At 69.2% G+C, this 16,848-nt stretch carries 12 protein-coding genes and 3 pseudogenes; 11 read left to right on the top strand and 4 right to left on the bottom strand.

The window, feature by feature from the left end; translation table 11 throughout:
- The first annotated feature begins 97 nt into the window (after positions 1–97).
- The 3 genes and pseudogenes from QOL88_RS00450 to QOL88_RS38555 all read left to right on the top strand — a co-directional run.
- Positions 98–1,255, top strand: a complete 1,158-nt coding sequence (locus QOL88_RS00450; protein WP_097214540.1) for an MFS transporter — start codon at positions 98–100, stop codon at positions 1,253–1,255.
- A gap of 53 nt (positions 1,256–1,308) precedes the next feature.
- Positions 1,309–1,670: pseudogene (locus tag QOL88_RS00445) on the top strand (helix-turn-helix domain-containing protein); the annotation flags it as partial.
- Between the two features lie 561 nt (positions 1,671–2,231).
- A pseudogene (locus QOL88_RS38555) lies at positions 2,232–2,462 on the top strand (transposase); the annotation flags it as partial.
- Here QOL88_RS38555 and QOL88_RS00435 read toward each other — a convergent pair.
- Positions 2,455–2,918 (bottom strand): annotated as a pseudogene (locus tag QOL88_RS00435) (GNAT family N-acetyltransferase). The pseudogenes QOL88_RS38555 and QOL88_RS00435 overlap by 8 nt on opposite strands.
- Before the next feature lie 211 nt (positions 2,919–3,129).
- Positions 3,130–3,477, bottom strand: a complete 348-nt coding sequence (locus QOL88_RS00430; RefSeq protein ID WP_179878723.1) for a hypothetical protein — start codon at positions 3,475–3,477, stop codon at positions 3,130–3,132.
- Between the two features lie 183 nt (positions 3,478–3,660).
- Here QOL88_RS00430 and QOL88_RS00425 point away from each other — a divergent pair, with 183 nt between their 5' ends.
- Positions 3,661–5,424, top strand: coding sequence for a hydroxysqualene dehydroxylase (locus tag QOL88_RS00425; protein WP_097214538.1), 1,764 nt, complete (start codon positions 3,661–3,663; stop codon positions 5,422–5,424).
- Positions 5,425–5,723: 299 nt separating this feature from the next.
- Here QOL88_RS00425 and QOL88_RS00420 read toward each other — a convergent pair whose 3' ends face one another.
- Complete coding sequence (locus tag QOL88_RS00420) at positions 5,724–6,911, bottom strand: ABC transporter substrate-binding protein (protein WP_097214537.1); 1,188 nt, start codon at positions 6,909–6,911, stop codon at positions 5,724–5,726.
- Between the two features lie 303 nt (positions 6,912–7,214).
- Between QOL88_RS00420 and QOL88_RS00415 the strand changes: the two genes are divergently transcribed.
- From QOL88_RS00415 to QOL88_RS00405, 3 genes are all read left to right on the top strand, one after another.
- A complete protein-coding gene (locus QOL88_RS00415; RefSeq protein ID WP_229829311.1) occupies positions 7,215–7,403 on the top strand; it encodes a hypothetical protein in 189 nt (62 codons plus the stop codon).
- 15 nt (positions 7,404–7,418) lie between these two features.
- A complete protein-coding gene (locus QOL88_RS00410; protein ID WP_097214535.1) occupies positions 7,419–7,934 on the top strand; it encodes a hypothetical protein in 516 nt (171 codons plus the stop codon).
- A gap of 248 nt (positions 7,935–8,182) precedes the next feature.
- A complete protein-coding gene (locus QOL88_RS00405) occupies positions 8,183–10,459 on the top strand; it encodes a catalase (RefSeq protein ID WP_097214534.1) in 2,277 nt (758 codons plus the stop codon).
- Positions 10,460–11,406: 947 nt separating this feature from the next.
- On the opposite strand, the gene QOL88_RS00400 is transcribed toward QOL88_RS00405, so the two are convergent.
- Positions 11,407–12,312, bottom strand: a complete 906-nt coding sequence (locus tag QOL88_RS00400) for a LysR family transcriptional regulator (protein WP_097214533.1) — start codon at positions 12,310–12,312, stop codon at positions 11,407–11,409.
- Positions 12,313–12,733: 421 nt separating this feature from the next.
- On the opposite strand from QOL88_RS00400, the gene sfnG reads away from it, so the two are divergent.
- Genes sfnG through QOL88_RS00380 form a run of 4 tightly spaced genes read left to right on the top strand, consistent with a single transcriptional unit; the run spans position 12,734 to position 16,833 of the window.
- Complete coding sequence (sfnG, locus tag QOL88_RS00395; protein WP_097214532.1) at positions 12,734–13,861, top strand: dimethylsulfone monooxygenase SfnG; 1,128 nt, start codon at positions 12,734–12,736, stop codon at positions 13,859–13,861.
- Positions 13,862–13,904: 43 nt separating this feature from the next.
- On the top strand, positions 13,905–14,462 hold the full coding sequence (ssuE, locus tag QOL88_RS00390; protein ID WP_097214531.1) for an NADPH-dependent FMN reductase: 558 nt from the start codon (positions 13,905–13,907) through the stop codon (positions 14,460–14,462).
- On the top strand, positions 14,459–15,646 hold the full coding sequence (locus tag QOL88_RS00385) for an SfnB family sulfur acquisition oxidoreductase (RefSeq protein WP_097214530.1): 1,188 nt from the start codon (positions 14,459–14,461) through the stop codon (positions 15,644–15,646). Before ssuE ends, QOL88_RS00385 begins: the two co-directional genes overlap by 4 nt.
- A gap of 29 nt (positions 15,647–15,675) precedes the next feature.
- Positions 15,676–16,833: an LLM class flavin-dependent oxidoreductase gene (locus tag QOL88_RS00380; protein WP_097214529.1), complete on the top strand. Its 1,158-nt coding sequence runs from the start codon at positions 15,676–15,678 to the stop codon at positions 16,831–16,833.
- Positions 16,834–16,848: the final 15 nt, after the last annotated feature.

Genomic DNA, 16,848 nt, shown 5'->3' with positions numbered 1-16,848 from the left:
AAGAGTTGCGGATCGAAACCATTCTGCCGTACCTTCATTTTGGTTGCAATGTGCTACTGATTGGAGGGTGTTGGTGAGTCTTACGCCTGGCCGGAGGATGCTGTTCGCCGTGATCTGCGCGGTCGCGGTCGCGACGATCTACGTTGCGCAGCCCGTACTGGCCCAGATCGGCGACGACCTGGGCCTGCCGGAAGCCGACTTGGGATGGATCGTCACCACGGGGCAGCTCGGCTACCTGATCGGCTTGGCCCTTCTTGTCCCCCTGGGGGACATGTTCGACCGGCGCAAGCTCATTGCCGGGCATCTTCTCCTCGCCGCGGTTGGCATGGCCCTGGCCGCAGTCGCTGCCCAGCTATGGCTGCTGCTCGCCGGGCTGGCCACCGCAGGTTTGTTCGCGGTCGTCGTTCAGACCACAGTGGCCTTCGCCGCCGACCTGTCCACGGCAGCGGAACGCGGCCGCACACTCGGCGCCGTTACCTCGGGTGTCACCATCGGCATTCTCGGAGCGCGCGTGCTCGCGGGCAGTCTCGCCGCGCTCTGGGGATGGCGAAGCATCTACGTGGTATTCGCCGTGCTCCTCATCGCGCTCACCTGCTTCGTGCTGAAGCTCCTACCATCCGACCCGCACGACGTCCGGGCCACTTATGGCGCGGTGCTGATCTCGCTGGGTCGCCTGTTCCGTGAGCGCCTGTTCGTCTCACGGGGACTGATTGCATTCTTCCTGTTTGCTTCCTTCGGCGTGTTGTGGAGCGGCCTGGCTCTGCCGCTCGCAGCCGAGCCATGGCATCTGAGCACGGCCCAGATCGGCCTCTTCGGGATCGCCGGGCTCGCCGGGGCGTTGGGCGCCTCTCGAGCTGGGCGGGGGGCTGACGCCGGCCGCGCCAGCTTCATCACAGGAGGTGCACTTGTGCTCCTGACCGTTTCATGGTTGGCGACCGGACAAGCGTCCTGGTCGCTCTGGGCGGTCGTCGTAGGCGTGATCGTCCTCGACTTCGCGGTGCAGGCAGTACACGTCAGCAATCAACACCTGCTCACGGCCGCATATTCACACCAGACGAGCAGCGTCATCGGCGGCTACATGCTCTTCTACTCCTTCGGCTCAGCCGTCGGAGCAACCGGCACCACCGCGGTGTACTCCGCCACAGGGTGGGCTGGATCCAGCCTCCTCGGCGCCGCCTTCGCCCTCTGCGCACTCACGATCTGGGCCGTCAACCGACACGCAGCCGCCGACACGCAACGAGACGTGCTCGTGTAACTGCCTCGTCCTGTCCCGCGAAGCCCCGACCTATATAGAAGGCGAATCAATACATGACCCATGCGAACGCACCGCTGTCCGTAGAGGGTAGGCGCCGGTTGATCGAGCGGTGCCAGACACGGCCGGTCGCTCATGTCGCCGCAGAAATGGCCATTTCCCGTGCCTGCGCGTCAAAATGGGTCAACCGCACCGCCAGCACGGTGAACTCGGTCTGCTGGACCGTTCCTCCACGCCTCGACGCCGGCCGACGGCGACCGGCTCCCACGTCGTGGCCACGATCGAGGCACTCCGTCGGGCAGAGAAGTGGTCGGCATCCCGGATCGCATTTGAGCTCCAGGCCGAGAGGCACTCGCTCAGCCGTCGCACCGTATCGCGGCTTCTGCTCGCCCTCGGACTGAACCGGCGCCGGTTCATTGCGCGTGATCGCGCCGGAACAGTGGCGGCGCAAGGACCAGGTGAAGCGCTTGGACATGTTGAGGGCCCTCACCCTGGGGTGCGGGCCCTCAATCTGACTGCCGGCAAGGCTTCGCTCAGAGACGCAGAGACTCAGAGACTCAGGGAATCGGTGAACGCTATGGCCATGATGCGCGAGGTCATGCCGACCTGGGCCACTTGGCTCAGGGCGTAAGCGTAGAACGCTGAGGGCAAGGCGCCGCCAACAGACGAGGTTCGCGGCGAGTTTGACGAAGTCATCATGCATGAGCAGGTGGCGGTTCCAGCAGACTGCGAGGCGCTTGAACTGGGGAGGTGGGCGATGGACTGTTCGACCACCCAGCGAACGGTGCCGGAGTCCGATGATCTTCTAGCGCCCACACTGCGGAATGGTCGGTTCGATCCGTTTGCGCAGCCACTCGCGGAAGGCGGCGGAGTCGTAGCGCCGTCGGCCAGGATGGCATCGGGTGGTCGGCGGCGCGGCGTCCAACCCGACGGGCCCATTCGCTTCGACCAGGATCTGAGCGGCCTTGATGTCGGCCAGTCGGCCCACAACGTCGAGATCGCCTACACCCCGACCGACTCCTCTTGGCTGAACCGCATCGAGGCCCAGTTCACCGCCCTGCGCTGCTTCACCCTCGACGGCACCGACCACGCCAGCCACAGAGAGCAGGGCAGCATGATCTGCCGTTACGTCACCCGGCGGAACAAGCACACCCCCGATGAACGCCTGCGCAAGGTTGTCGCCAGGGCCAACGTCGCTTGGATCAAGTGACGGCCCGGCGATAGACCTGCCGTGAACCGCCTTCCGGCCCCGGATCCACGGCCTCGGCAGGGGCGAAACCGAGACACTCGTAAAAGACGCGTGCGCCGCTGACAACGGCGCCCGGGTGGTCGGCCCCGAAGGTGACCACCTCAATGCTGCCCGGGCCGCGCACGAACCTTCGTGTTGCGTCCGCCATCAGCGCGCAACCGACGCCCTTCCCGCGTTCCTTCTCAGAGACGACGAGCCAGTGGACGTGGTAAGTCGGCGCCTTGGCACCGAACAACAGGCCACCGAGGAGATCCGACCCCGAGGAGACGGCGACAAGCGCCGTGGACCGGCCAATATGCTTGTCCACGACGCTATGGAAGCCGGGATCTCCGACCATCGGACCGAACCAGTGCTCGACCTGAGCTGCCAGCCAGTAAAGCCAGCGAAGTCTTGCTCTTGCGCGAGTCTGACGATCACCCGAGCAGTCTGGCAGACGAGGCAAACACTGTCTGATGCGGCACGAGTTGCGAGAGAGGCCCTGCCCGGTCAGGCCGGCGTCCTCGCGGGAACAGACCCGGAACGTGCAGAAGGCATGCCTTCAGAACGTTCCCTGCCACTGCACCCCCTCGTACGCCCCATCTCGAACAGGCGACGGGCAACTTCTTCGCCGCGTACTGCGCCGGGATCCTCACGCCCGTCCTCGTCGGCGTCCTGTCGCCGCCGCCGTGACGCTCCCCCTCACCTCCACGGCCTTCGCGGCCCTCCACGACCGCCTGCGGTCGCCTCGTACGCCTCCGATGAGTGGTGAGAAGACAGTGCGGAGGACCGCACCCCGGTTGGTCGGAGTGCGGTCCTCGAGAGGCGGAGCGGGGAAGGTGGCCGTCAGGGCCTCGATCTCCTTGACCTGGCCGCTCTTGGCGAAGTACAGGACCACGACCTGCCGCACGGAACCCTCGTCGTAGAAGTCCGCGGTCACGTCCCGCTTGGCGGCGGTGCCGAAGGCCTTGACCCAGTTGCGGGCGGCGGAGGGCGGCATCAGCAGGACTCCCGGGGATGGTCACGGCCTCCCGAGTGACCTCGATTCACCAGGGCAGGTCGCCGGCGCGCCGTGAGCGAGCCAAGTGGCGTGCATCAGGCCAAGTTGCGTCGGCTGCCTTCCGGGATCGTTGCCTCGCCCATATCCTCGTGCGGCCGATGTTACCGACGGTAAGGGGTGGCGATGAGCGGCACCACGCGCAGAGGGTTCCTGGGCACTGCCGCGGCCGCCGGTGGCGGGGTGGCCCTCGGAACACCCGGACGGGCTTCGGCCGAGAACAACTCCACACCGCAGACCGTGGCGGTCCTGGGCGGCGGCGTCGCCGGGCTCACGGCCGCCCACGAACTCGCCGAGCGCGGCTTCCGGGTCACGGTCTACGAACGCAAGGCCCTGGGCGGCAAGGCCCGCAGCATGAACGTACCCGACAGTGCCACCGGCGGCCGACGCCCCCTGCCGGGCGAGCACGGCTTCCGCTTCATCCCCGGCATCTACCACAACCTGCCCGACACGATGCGGCGCATCCCGTTCCCCGGCAACCCGGGCGGCGTCCACGACAACCTCGTCGCCCCCAAGGAGATGCTCTTCGCCAGGGCGGGCGGCCGCGAGGACATCCGGATCCCGCTGCCCTGGCCCGACAGCACACCGGCCGAACTCACCCCCGACGAGATCCGCCGCGCCCTCACCGCCGTTCTGGACACGGCCTTCAACCTCCCTCTCCACGAGGCCCTCTACTTCGCCAACCGCATCCTGGTCTTCCTCACCAGCTGCGACCAGCGCCGCGACGCCGTATGGGAGCGGACGCCCTGGTGGGACTTCGTGCGGGCCGGACAGATGTCCTACGACTACCAGCGCGTCCTTGCCGTCGGCGTCACCCGCAACATCGTGGCCACCAAGGCGGAGGAGGCCAGCACCCGTACGGTCGGAACGCTGCTGGAGGCCTTCGCCTTCAACCTCCTGGGGCGGGGCGCGGACGGCCCCCTGGACCGGATCCTCAACGCGCCCACCAACGAGGCATGGATCGACCCCTGGGTGGCCTACCTGAAGTCACTGGGAGTGGAGTTCCGCGTCGGCTGGACCGTACGGGACCTGACCCTGGACGCGGGGGCGATCGCCGGAGCCGTCGTGGAGGACCCTTCAGGCGGGCGCCGGACCGTCACCGCCGACCATTACATCTCGGCGATGCCCGTCGAACACGCCCGCCGCACATGGAACTCCGCCGTCCGCGCAGCCGACCCCCAGCTGGCCGAGTGCGACCGGCTGGAGACGGACTGGATGACCGGCATCCAATTCTACCTGACCGAACGCACGCCGATCCTGCACGGCCATCTCGACCTCATCGACTCCCCGTGGTCGCTGACCGCGATCGCCCAAGCCCAGCACTGGCCCGGCCGCGACTTCCAGGCCGACTACGGCGACGGCACGGTGGCGGACTGCCTGTCCGTGGACGTCTCCGAGTGGGACCGGCCGGGCGTCCTGTACGGCAAGACGGCCAAGCAATGCACCCGTACCGAAGTAGCACGCGAGGTGTGGGCTCAGCTCAAGGCGTCGCTCAACGACAGCGGCCGTACGGTCCTGAAGGACTCGGTGCTGCACTCCTGGTTCCTCGACCCCGCTGTCGACGGCCTCGGCACGCCGCATCCCGTCAACGACGAACAGCTGCTCATCCACCCGGTGGGCACCTTCCACCACCGCCCGCGGTCGGCCACGAAGATCCCCAACCTCTTCCTGGCCGGCGACTACGTGGCCGTGCCCATCGACCTCGCCACCATGGAGGGCGCCAACTCCTCGGCCCGGCAAGCCGTCAACGCCCTCCTGGACCGATCCGGATCCACGGCACAACGCTGCACTGTGACCCCCCTGTACCGAGCCCCCGAACTGGAGCCCCTCAGACGCCATGACCGCACGCGCTACCTCCTGGGGCTGCCGAATGCCTTCGATCTCGGCTGAAGGCCGTTGCTGAACGGGGCTGGGCGACGCGCTCACCGAAACGGGGCTTCTTCGTCATCTCCGCGCGTAATCACACTGTCCTGTGCGCCACGTGCGTCCGGCATGCAGCCCGCGGGTCGACTCCTTCTCGCTCGCACAGAGCCAGGCATTCATGCAGCCCGGTACTCGAGATTGCTCACCGTCGGCGGAGCGGTATAGCCGGGAAGGCCCCGATCTCCGTTCTGCCCCATGAGCATCAGGAAGAGGCTCTTTCCGGCCGACGACAACCGCATCTCTCCCACCCTCGCCCGCCACCGCCCTCACAGTCCCGCGATCTGATTCCACCGCTTGCCGAACTCCACCCGCTCGTCCGAGTTGATGTCCCGCGCGATGGCGAGCCGGCTGCGCATCGCCTTGTCGGGGAAGATCAACGGGTTCTCGGCGAGGGCGGCGCTCTGCTCGTCCCTGGCGGAGGCCAGGACATCCCGGGCGGCCGGCACCGGGCAGACGTAGTTGACCCAGGCGGCCAGCTCGGCGGCGACCTCGGGATCGTAGTAGTAGTCGATGAGCCGCTCCGCATTCGCCTTGTGGCGGGCGAGGTTGGGAATCATCAGCGACTCGGCCCACAGCTCGGCGCCCTCGTCGGGGACGACGAACTCGATGTCCGGGTCGTCGGCCTGGAGCTGGATCACGTCCCCCGAGTACGCCTGGCAGGCCAGGACGTCACCGCTGGACAGGTCCTTGATGTAGTCGTTGCCCGTGAAGCGTCGGATCTGTCCCCCCTTCACCTGCTTCTCCACCTGGTCACAGACGGTGTGGAAGTCGTCGGCCGTCCAGCGGGTGATGTCGACGCCGTTGCCCTGCATCAGCAGCGCGAACGCCTCGTCCAGACCGGACAGGAGTGTGACCCGGCCTTTCAGGTCGCTCGCCCACAGGTCCGAGACCTGCCGTATCTCCCGGCCGGTCCTGCGCCGGTTGTACGCGATGCCGGTGATGCCGGACTGCCACGGCACCGTGCATGTGCGGCCGGGGTCGAATGCGGGCGATCGCAACTGCGGGTCGAGGTACCGGGTCACGTTCGGTTGCCGGGCCCGGTCCATCTCCTGCACCCAGCCGAGCCGCACGAACCGCGCGCTCATCCAGTCACTCATGACGATCAGATCGCGGCCGGTGGACTGATGGTTCATCAGTGCCGGGCTGATCTTGCCGAAGAACTCGTCGTTGTCGTTGATCTCCTCGACGTACTCGACCGAGATCCCCGTGCGCTTCTCGAAGGCTTCCAGAGTGGGCCGCGCCGAGGGGTGTTCGTCATCGGTGTCGATGTACAGCGGCCAGTTCGCCCAGTTGAGCCGCTGTTCGGTGGAGGACAGATCGGCGGCGGCGCGGTCGCCGGGCCGCACATACGCGGCCGGGACACCACACCCGGCGAGTCCGCCGAGCGCCGCACCGGAGCCCAGCGCGCGCAGCAACGTGCGGCGGGAGAGCGGAGGGTTCGTCTTGAGGGGCATGGCGGCAGCATGCCGTGCCCGTTCACAACCGGACCATTGACACGGCGTCGAGAAGCCGAGCTCGCGTACCGGACACCTTGTCAATCTCCTCCAGGTCCCACTGAGACGACATGCGTACGCTACGGAGCCTCATATTCCGTATAGAGGACCAAATGCGGCAGCATGCCGCATCACCCTCGGGGAATTCGAAATTGTCCCAGAGACGCACTCTCTCACCCGAAGGAACCAGCAATGACACGACGGGAAACGCCGCAGCCATCGGAGCTCGGAAACCTCGAACCCGGTACCAGACAGCGCGCCCAATTGCCCAGTCGTATCGCCGACATCGCCTGGACCGCACTGTGGGTCCTCGTCGCCCTGTGGGCAGTCTGGGCCTCCGTCGGCGTCGTGCGCGGGGTGACGGCGTGGGGCTACTGCGTCGGAGCCTGGGTGCTGCTGGCCGTCGCACTGGCGATGCGGGTCGTGGTCGTCCGCCGCCGGGCCCGGATATAGGAAGGGAGCCCGCTCATGGAACGCGTCAACTCCTATCTCGGCAAGCACCTGTGGCTCCAGGTCCTCCTGTCCGTTCTTGTCGCCGGCGCCGTGGTCTGGCTGTTGTTCCCGGAGCGCTCGCCCGTCTCGGTCGTGCCCCGCGTGGCCGTCGCATCCCTGGGCGGTGTCGTCGTTCTGCTGGTCGTACGCAGGAAGGAGAAACGCGCCGCAGGTGGCTCGGCGGACGACCTCGTGTCGCTGGACAGGATGCTGCGCCGGGGCGAGGTGCCCACCGATCCGCAGGCACGCCACGCCATGCGCGACCTGGTCGATCAACGTCTGCACCGCACCCGCCACCGTGTCGCGGCCCAGATCGTCCTCGCCGTCATGTGGGCGACCCTCGTGGTCCTCATGGCCCTCACCGCTGGCCTGAGGCAGACCCTCGGCATGACCGTGCTCGCCGGAGTCTTCCTGATCTGGCTCGCCCTCTACGGCAACCTCCAGCACCGCCGGCTGCGCACCATGCGCGAGGCGCTCCAGACGGGTGACTGATGCGGCGTGCCCGCCTTGCGCTGCAGCGGCAGGAACCACCGGCCCACCCACAGCACGGCGCCCTCACCCCCCTGACACCCGCCGGGTGCGAAGGGCGCGGCCGCGTGGAACCGTTGCGATGACCGTGCCCATCCAGCCCGACCGGTGATTAGTACGGCACAACCGGGTACCCGGCGCCGGATCTCACGGCACCCCCATGCACATGGCCGCGCCGGCCGTGGCCGGTCAGACGCGGAGGAACGATAACGATGAGCCAGCCCAATCCCATCAAGCGGGCGGCGGACAAGGTCACCGAAGCCATTCAGAGCGCCGGTACGGGACCGGAGGAAGGAATCCCGGGCAAGCCGGCCCCGGAATCCCCCGGCGTCGCGGAGCCCACGGAACCGCGCGAGCCCCTGCCTCCGAAGCCCGACCAGAGCGGCCCGGACACGATGTCACCCACCGGGCAGGCCACCGGCGCGGCCCAGGCACGCATGGCCCAGTCCGGCGCCTACCTCACCGATGCTCAGGGCACGCGCCTGTACGACACCGATCACTCGCTCAAGGCAGGCCCACGCGGGCCGGTACTGCTGCAGGACCACCACCTGCGCGAGAAGATCATGCACTTCGACCACGAGCGCATCCCGGAGCGGGTCGTACACGCCCGCGGCGCCGCGGCCCACGGCGTCTTCAAGAGCTACGGCACCGCGGCCACCGTGTCGAAGGCGGCGTTCCTGGCGGCGGGCGCGGAAACCCCGGTGTTCGTGCGCTTCTCCACGGTGCTGGGCTCCCGGGGCTCCGCCGACACGGTGCGGGACACCCGCGGGTTCGCGACCAAGTTCTACACCGAAGAGGGCGTCTTCGACCTGGTCGGCAACAACATCCCGGTCTTCTTCATCCAGGACGCCATCAAGTTCCCGGACGTCATCCACGCCGGCAAACCGCACCCGGACCGGGAGATCCCGCAGGCCCAGAGCGCGCACGACACCTTCTGGGATTTCGTCACGCTGCACACCGAGGCCACCCACCACACCTTGTGGAACATGTCCGACCGGGGTATCCCGCGCTCGTACCGGACGATGGAGGGCTTCGGCGTCCACACCTTCCGCCTGGTGGCCGCCGACGGCTCCACCACGCTGGTGAAGTTCCACTGGAAGCCGAAGCTCGGTGTGCACTCCCTGGTGTGGGAGGAGGCACAGATCGCAGGAGGTGTCGACCCCGACTTCCACCGCCGCGACCTCGCCGACGCCATCGAGGCGGGCGCGTACCCGGAGTGGGAGCTGGGCATCCAGACCTTCCCCGACACCCCCGACCAGACCTTCGAGGGCATCGACCTGCTCGACGCGACCAACCTCGTCCCCGAGGAGCTCGCCCCCGTCCAGCCGATCGGGCTGCTGACACTGAACCGGAACCCGTCGAACTACTTCGCGGAGACCGAGCAGGTCGCCTTCCACGTCGGTCACCTCGTGCCCGGCATCGACATCACCGACGATCCGCTGCTCGCCGGACGGCTGTTCTCCTACCTGGACACCCAGATCACCCGGCTGGCCGGCCCGAACTTCTCCCAGATCCCCATCAACCGGCCGCACTCGCCGGTCAACGACATGCTGCGGGACGGCTTCCACCAGGACGCCGTGCACCGGGGTGTCGCACCGTACCGCCCCAACTCGCTCGACGGCGGCTGCCCGTTCCTGGCCGGCGCGGACACCGGGGCGTACATCGAAACGCCGGTACGGGTGCCGGAGGCGACGAAGGTCCGGGAGGCTCCCGAGTCCTTCTCCGACCACTTCAGCCAGCCGCGCAGGTTCTGGCTGAGCATGAGCGCGGTGGAGCGGGAACACATCATCGCCGCCTACACCTTCGAGCTGGGCAAGTGCTACGAACAGGCCATCAAGGAGCGGGCCCTGCAGGTGCTGGCCAACGTCGACGCGGAGCTGTGCGCGCGCGTCGCCGAGGGCCTGGGACTGCCGGCCCCTGAGCCGACCGTGCCGCTGGCCGAGGTCGAACCGAGCCCGGCGTTGTCCCAGGTCGGGCGGTCCTGGCCCACGGACGGCCGCCTCATCGGCATCGTCACCGGCCCGGACGGGGACCTGGATGGCGTGCGTGCGGTGCGCGAGGCGGTGCTCGGCGCGGACATGGTGCCCCTGATCATCGCCCCCACGGGCGGCAAGCTCGGCAGCGGCGAGGACGCGGTCACCGTACAGCGCACGTTCGCGACCGCCCGGTCCATCGAGTTCGACGCTCTGCTCGTGGCCGGGGCACCCGCCGCCGGCAGTGACGCCTACGGCTCCCGCGACGCCAAGGCACAGCCCACCGGTGCGCCCGGGGCGGTCGACCCGAGGGTGAGCCTGCTGCTGTCGGAGGCATTCCGCCACGGCAAGGCGATCGGCGCCTGGTCGGGCGGCGACGCGGCTCTTCAAGCGGCCGGGATCCCCGCCGACGCGCCGGGCGTCGTGGTCGGCCAGAACGGCACCTCCGTTCTGGAGCAGTTGCAGGAGCCGATGTCCAAGCACCGCGCGTGGGAGCGGTTCGTCACGAACGCCTGAAGCGGCAACGCGCCGCCCAGCCCGGCGGCCGGGGCTGCTGCCCCATGGCGGACAGCAGCCCCACGTCCCGTACTCCGCAGGGCCGGCGGCGGTGAGGGGTCGCCTGCTGGCGGGCCCGGAAGCGCCCGCGCGGCGCTCGGTCACCTGCCACGGCTCGGTGAAGCGGTCAGCTCTGCGAACGCCGCGCGAACCGCTCGGGGGTTTTCGACCCGGGGGAAGTGGGCAGCGCCCTCGATCGTGCGCCGCAGCACGTGGGGCCGACCGAAGGCCGGACCGCGTCATGACAGTAGGGAAGGCCATCCAGCAGGGCACGACCGGCGGCCAACCCCGCAGGGGCGAAGTTCCCTCAGCGGCGGAGAGGGTGAGCAGGCGCAAGGTTTCGTCAAGAGTCGACGTCGGAACAGGGTGCACACGGCGACGAGCCGGTCCTGTTTGTGGCGGCGGCCTTGCCGGCGGCCGACCACGGCGCGGCGGCTGGTGGCGTCCACGAGCCAGTCGCCGCGCTCCTCTCCGAGCCGTCCGCCTGCGCGGATCAGTACGCGCCGGTCGCCCGTGCGTGTGGGATGCGCTACGACCTCGGCCCGGCACCCGCCGCTTCGGCGGCCCCGCGCAAAAGCGCGTCGAACCGGGTCCGGTCGCGGTGCCGGCCAGTACGAGGGCCGCGACGGCGCCTGCCGGGCCGCCTCCGCCCACGATCAGCTCATCGGTCACCTTTCGTCCGGGAAGCGCGCGACCTTCTCGAAGTAGCCTGCCACTCCTGCTCGTGAGGCACGTCCGTCCAGGCGAGGGCCGCGGCCAGGGCGCTGCCGTTCAGGGACGGGCCCGCCGCAGGAACCGTCGTCGCGGACCGGCCCGGCCAGGGTCTTCACGCCGAGGGTGAGCAGGAGCGCCAGGACGAAGACGACGCTGGAGTGGCCGATCCGGTCCGCGAGCAGATCGTGTTCGTCCTACTCCGTTCGGTGCCGTCCGGCATTGCGTACGAACAACGCGTGCAGATCACGCACGGCCCGGGGGACGGAGACGGCGTGGCGGCGTTGCAGCACCAGCAGCACGTCGGTTTCGTCCTCCGCGAGTGGCCGCACCGTGATGGTGCCGCGCCGCTCCAAGGGGTCGCCGATGACACTGAAGTCGGGTAGCACCGTGGCCCCCAGCCCTTCGGCGACCATCAGCTTGCCCATCTCGGCGCCGTCGGTGGAGTACGAGAAGGAGGGTGCCCTGCCGCGCAGGAGCCGGTGGACGAAGCGGTGCATGACATAGCCGGACCGCATCACGATGAGGGGCTCGGCCAGGAGGCTGTCCACATCCACCGCGTCCAGGGCCGCCAGCGGGCTGTCGGGACGCACGCACACCACGGGCCTCCCGCGTAGCAGCTCGGTCGTGTCGAAGCCGGGCGGCACGTCGTCGCCCCGCAGATAGTTCACCAGTCCCAGGTCGAAGGCGCCCTCCAGCAGTCCGCGCTGGATGTCGGCCTGCTGCGCGCCGACCACCTCGACCTGGGTGGCCGGGTGCGCGGACCGGAACTCCCGCACGGTCGGGATGAGCAGCGGGACGGTGGCGGTGTTGACCGTGCCGAGCCGCACCATGCGGCTGATGCGGTGCTGGTCACCGGCCGCGCCACGCAGCCGGTCCACCGCGTCCAGCACCGTCATGATGTGCGGGAGCAGCTCCCTGCCCTCGTCGCTGACCTTGGCCCCGGACCGTTTGCGCTCCAGCAGGTCCACGCCGAGCTCCCGCTCCAGATTGCGCACGGTCTCGCTCAACGCGGGCTGTGACAGGTGCAGTTCCTCCGCGGCGCGCCGCAGCGAACCGAACCGGGTGACGGCGGCGATGTATTCCAGTTGTTCTATGCGCACGACAGGAGACTGTGCCGACCGCGGGCCGGGTTCAAGGGAATCCCTGTCACAACCTCGTGAATACCGACTCTCACCATGTGGATTCTCCTCCGGCTCTGCTTGACCGGTCGGACTCACGCTTGGTTGGATTGTTGACATGAAGCGACAGGACCTCACGCGACGACGCCACGTCGACCTCGCGCGTGTCTGCAGCTCCTGCTGTCGCTGCCGCGTCTGAGCGCAGCGCATCCGAGGGAAACCCTCCCACTCGCCTTCTGCGCCTCCTCCGATCATGAATTGCGGTCCCGGACCCTTTCCGTCCCGCTGACGGCATTTCCGGCACTGCTGCTCCGGCGCGCCTGAATTCCCTCCGGCGAGCACCTTCCTGTGCCGACGCCTGCGTTCTTCGCGCGCGATTTCTGCTCTCCCCAGGAGTCCCTCCATGTCCGTACCGCCCGTATCCGACCCCGTCCGCTTCGCCTATTGGGTGCCGAACGTCAGCGGCGGCCTGGTCACCAGCACCATCGAGCAGCGCACCGACTGGGGCTACGACTACAACCGCGAACTGGCCGTCCTCGCCGAGAACAACGGCTTCGACTACGCCCTCAGCCAGGTCCGCTACATGGCCAGCTACGGTGCCGAGTTCCAGCACGAGTCGACCAGCTTCAGCCTCGCCCTGCTGCTCGCTACCCAGCGGCTGAAGGTCATCGCCGCCGTCCACCCCGGCCTGTGGCACCCGGGCGTCCTCGCCAAACTCGGCGCCACCGCCGACCACCTGTCAGGCGGCCGCTTCGCCGTCAACGTCGTCAGTGGCTGGTTCAAGGGCGAGTTCACCGCCCTCGGCGAGCCGTGGCTGGAGCACGACGAACGCTACCGGCGTGCCGAGGAGTTCATCACGGCTCTGCGCACCATCTGGACCGAGGACCACGCCGAACTCGCCGGTGACTTCTACCGGGTGCGCGACTTCTCCCTCAAGCCCAAGCCGCTCAGCACACCCGAACGACCGCATCCGGAGATTTTCCAGGGCGGCAACTCCACCGCCGCCCGCGCCATGGCCGGCCGTGTCTCCGACTGGTACTTCAGCAACGGCAAGGACTTCGACGGCGTCACCGAGCAGATCAACGACGTACGGGCCTCGGCCGCCCAAGCGGGCCGTACGCCACCGAAGTTCGGTCTCAACGGCTTCCTCATCGCCCGCGACACCGAGGCCGAGGCCCGCGACACGCTCCGCGAGATCGTCGCCAAGGCCAACACCGAGGCCGTCCACGGCTTCCGCGACGCCGTCCGGCAGGCCGGGCCGTCCACCGCCGACGGCAAGGGCATGTGGCAGGACTCCAGCTTCGAGGACCTGGTCCAGTACAACGACGGCTTCCGTACGGGGCTCATCGGCACGCCCGAGCAGATCGCCGAACGGATCGTCGCCTACAAGCGACTCGGCGTCGACCTCTTCCTCCTCGGCTTCCTGCACTACCACGAGGAAGTCGAGTACTTCGGCAAGCGCGTGCTCCCTCTCATACGCGAGCTGGAGGCACAGGAGCCGCAGTCCGAGCCCCTCACCGCCCACGCCTGAACGCCGCCCACCCGCGAACAGTCCACGAAGGGAAAGTCCTCGCATGGCCACCATCCTGTCGTTGTCCGGCAGCCCCTCCGCCACCTCCCGCACCCAGCGACTGCTGCGCCACCTCGACGCCCGGCTCACCGCGCAGGGACACGAAGTGATCCCGCTGGACGTCCGCACCATCCCCGCCGAGGCGCTCCTCGGGGCGGACTTCCGGCATCCCGAGATCGTCCGGGCCACCGCCCTGGTCGAACAGGCGGACGGGGTGGTGGTGGGCACCCCCGTCTACAAGGCCGCCTACTCGGGGCTGCTGAAGTCCCTTCTGGATCTCCTCCCGCAGTACGCGCTGGCCGGCAAGACGGTCCTGCCGCTGGCCACCGGCGGTTCCACCGCCCACGTCCTGGCCATCGACTACGCCCTGCGGCCCGTGCTGAGCTCCATGGGTGCCGCGCACATCGTCCCGGGCTGGTTCACCCTCGACAAGGACATCACCGCCTGCGACGACGGCTCCCTGACCGTCGCACCCGGCTCGGCCGAGGCGCTGGCCCAGGTCACGGACCAGTTCTCCGCCGCGTTGGGGGGCCGTACGGCACTGTTGGCGGCGACCGGATGAGCGCGGTCCATGTCATCGCCGATGACGCCGAGGCTCTCGCCGTCGCCGCCGAACTGGCCGCGGAGTTCCGCAAGGAGGCCGCCGAACGGGACGCCCGGCGCCGGCTGCCGCACGCGGAGCTGGAACGGCTGTCCGTCTCGGGTCTGCCGGCCGTGAGCGTGCCGGCCGAGTTCGGCGGCGCCGACGTCGGGGCCGGGACGCTCGCCGAGATCTTCCGGCTGCTGGCCGCCGCCGACGCCAGCCTCGCTCAGATCCCGCAGAGCCACTTCGTCTACGTCAACGTGCTGCGCCGCCAGGGGACGCACGCCCAGCAGAGGTTCTTCTTCGGTGAGGTGCTGCGTGGCCGGCGGTTCGGCAACGCCCAGTCAGAGGCGGGCACCAAGCATGTGCAGGACATCCGCACCAGGCTCGCGCGCCGCCCGGACGGTTCGTACGTACTCGACGGCGTCAAGCACTACTCCACGGGCGCGCTGTTCGCCCACTGGATACCCGTCCTGGCCCGCGCCGACGACGACACCCTGCACGTGGCGTACGTACCGCACGATGCCCCCGGCCTGACGGTCGTCGACGACTGGGACGGTATGGGGCAGCGCACCACGGCCAGCGGAACCGTCCGCCTGGAGGGGGTGCCTGTCCCCGCCGACCGGGTCGTACCCCACCACCTCACCTTTCAGGGGCCCCAACTCCACGGAGCAATAGCCCAGTTGCTGCACGCCGCCATCGATGCGGGCATCGCCTCCGGCGCGCTGGCGGAGGCGGTGGAGTTCGTCCGCACGAAGAGCCGGCCCTGGTTCGAGAGCGGGTTGGAGACGGCCGCGGAGGATCCGCTGCTGATCCAGCGGTTCGGCGAGCTCGCGATCCGGGTGCGCGCGGCCGAGGCTCTGCTGCGCGAGGCCGCCCGGGCGGTCGACGCCGCCCGGGACGACCTGAACGACGACTCGGCCGCCGAGGCGTCGATCGCGGTGGCCACCGCGAAGGTGACCGCGGCGGAGACGGCCGTCGAGGTCGGCAGCGCCCTCTTCGAGGTCGCGGGCACCCGCTCGGCGCTCGACTCCCTGGGGCTGCACCGCCACTGGCGTGACGCCCGCACCCACACCCTGCACGACCCGGTCCGCTGGAAGGTCCAGCACATCGGCCGCTACGTCCTCAACGGCACCAGACCGCCCCGGCACGGACTGCTCTGACCACGCCCACCTCACGATCGGAGACCCTCGTGTCCCTCACGTTCCACTGGTTCCTGCCCACCAACGGCGACAGCCGCCATGTCGTCGGTGGCGGTCACGGCACCCCGGCCACCGCGTCCGGCCGGGACCGGCCGCCGACGGTCGCCTACCTCAGCCAGATCGCCCGCGCTGCCGAGGACCTCGGTTTCGTCGGGGCGCTCACGCCCACCGGCGCGTGGTGCGAGGACGCGTGGCTGACGACGGCGATGGTCGCCCAGCACACCGAACGTCTGAAATTCCTGGTGGCCTTCCGGCCTGGCTTCGTCTCGCCCACGCTCGCCGCGCAGATGGCCTCCACCTTCCAGCGGCAGACCGGCGGGCGACTGCTGCTCAACGTCGTCACCGGCGGCGAAAGCCACGAACAGCGCGCCTACGGTGACTTCCTCGACAAGGACGCCCGGTACCGCCGCACCGGCGAGTTCCTGCAGATCGTGCGGGCGCTGTGGGAGGGCAAGACCGTCGACCTGCACGGCGAGCACCTCCAGGTGGCGGACGCGACGCTGGCCCGGGTGCCCGACCCGGTCCCCGAGGTCTACTTCGGGGGCTCCTCGCCGATCGCCGGAGAGGTCGCCGCCCGTCACGTGGACGTGTACCTCACCTGGGGCGAACCGCCGGCGCAGGTCGCCGAGAAGATCACCTGGATCCGGAAGCTGGCGGCCGAGCAGGGGCGCAGCATCCGGTTCGGCATCCGGCTGCACGTCATCACCCGGGACACCGCCGAGCAGGCGTGGGCGGAGGCGAACCGGCTGCTCGACGGATTCGACCCGGACACGGTGGCGTCCGTGCAGGCCGGACTCGCCCGCAGCGAGTCCGCGGGGCAGCAGCGCATGCTCGCCCTGCACGGCGGCGGCAACCGGGACGCCCTGGAGATCCACCCCAACCTGTGGGCAGGCATCGGCCTGGTGCGCGGCGGCGCGGGCACCGCCCTGGTCGGCAGTCACGACGAGGTCGCCGAACGCATCAAGGAGTACGCGGCGCTGGGCATCGAGGAGTTCGTCCTCTCCGGCTACCCGCACCTGGAGGAGGCCTACTGGTTCGGCGAGGGCGTCCTGCCGAGGCTCGAGGCGCAGGGCCTGTGGCAGCATCCCTTCCCACAGGCCGTGGCATCGGCCCAGGTCCCGTTCGCCGGCACGGGAGCCCCCCGATGACGCATGTGATCGCCT

It is taken from the genome of Streptomyces sp. Ag82_O1-12 (genome assembly GCF_900182715.1).
Classification (GTDB): Bacteria; Actinomycetota; Actinomycetes; order Streptomycetales; family Streptomycetaceae; genus Streptomyces; species Streptomyces massasporeus.
Note: the sequence above shows the minus strand (reverse complement) of the source record. Positions and strands in the feature narration are given on the sequence as shown.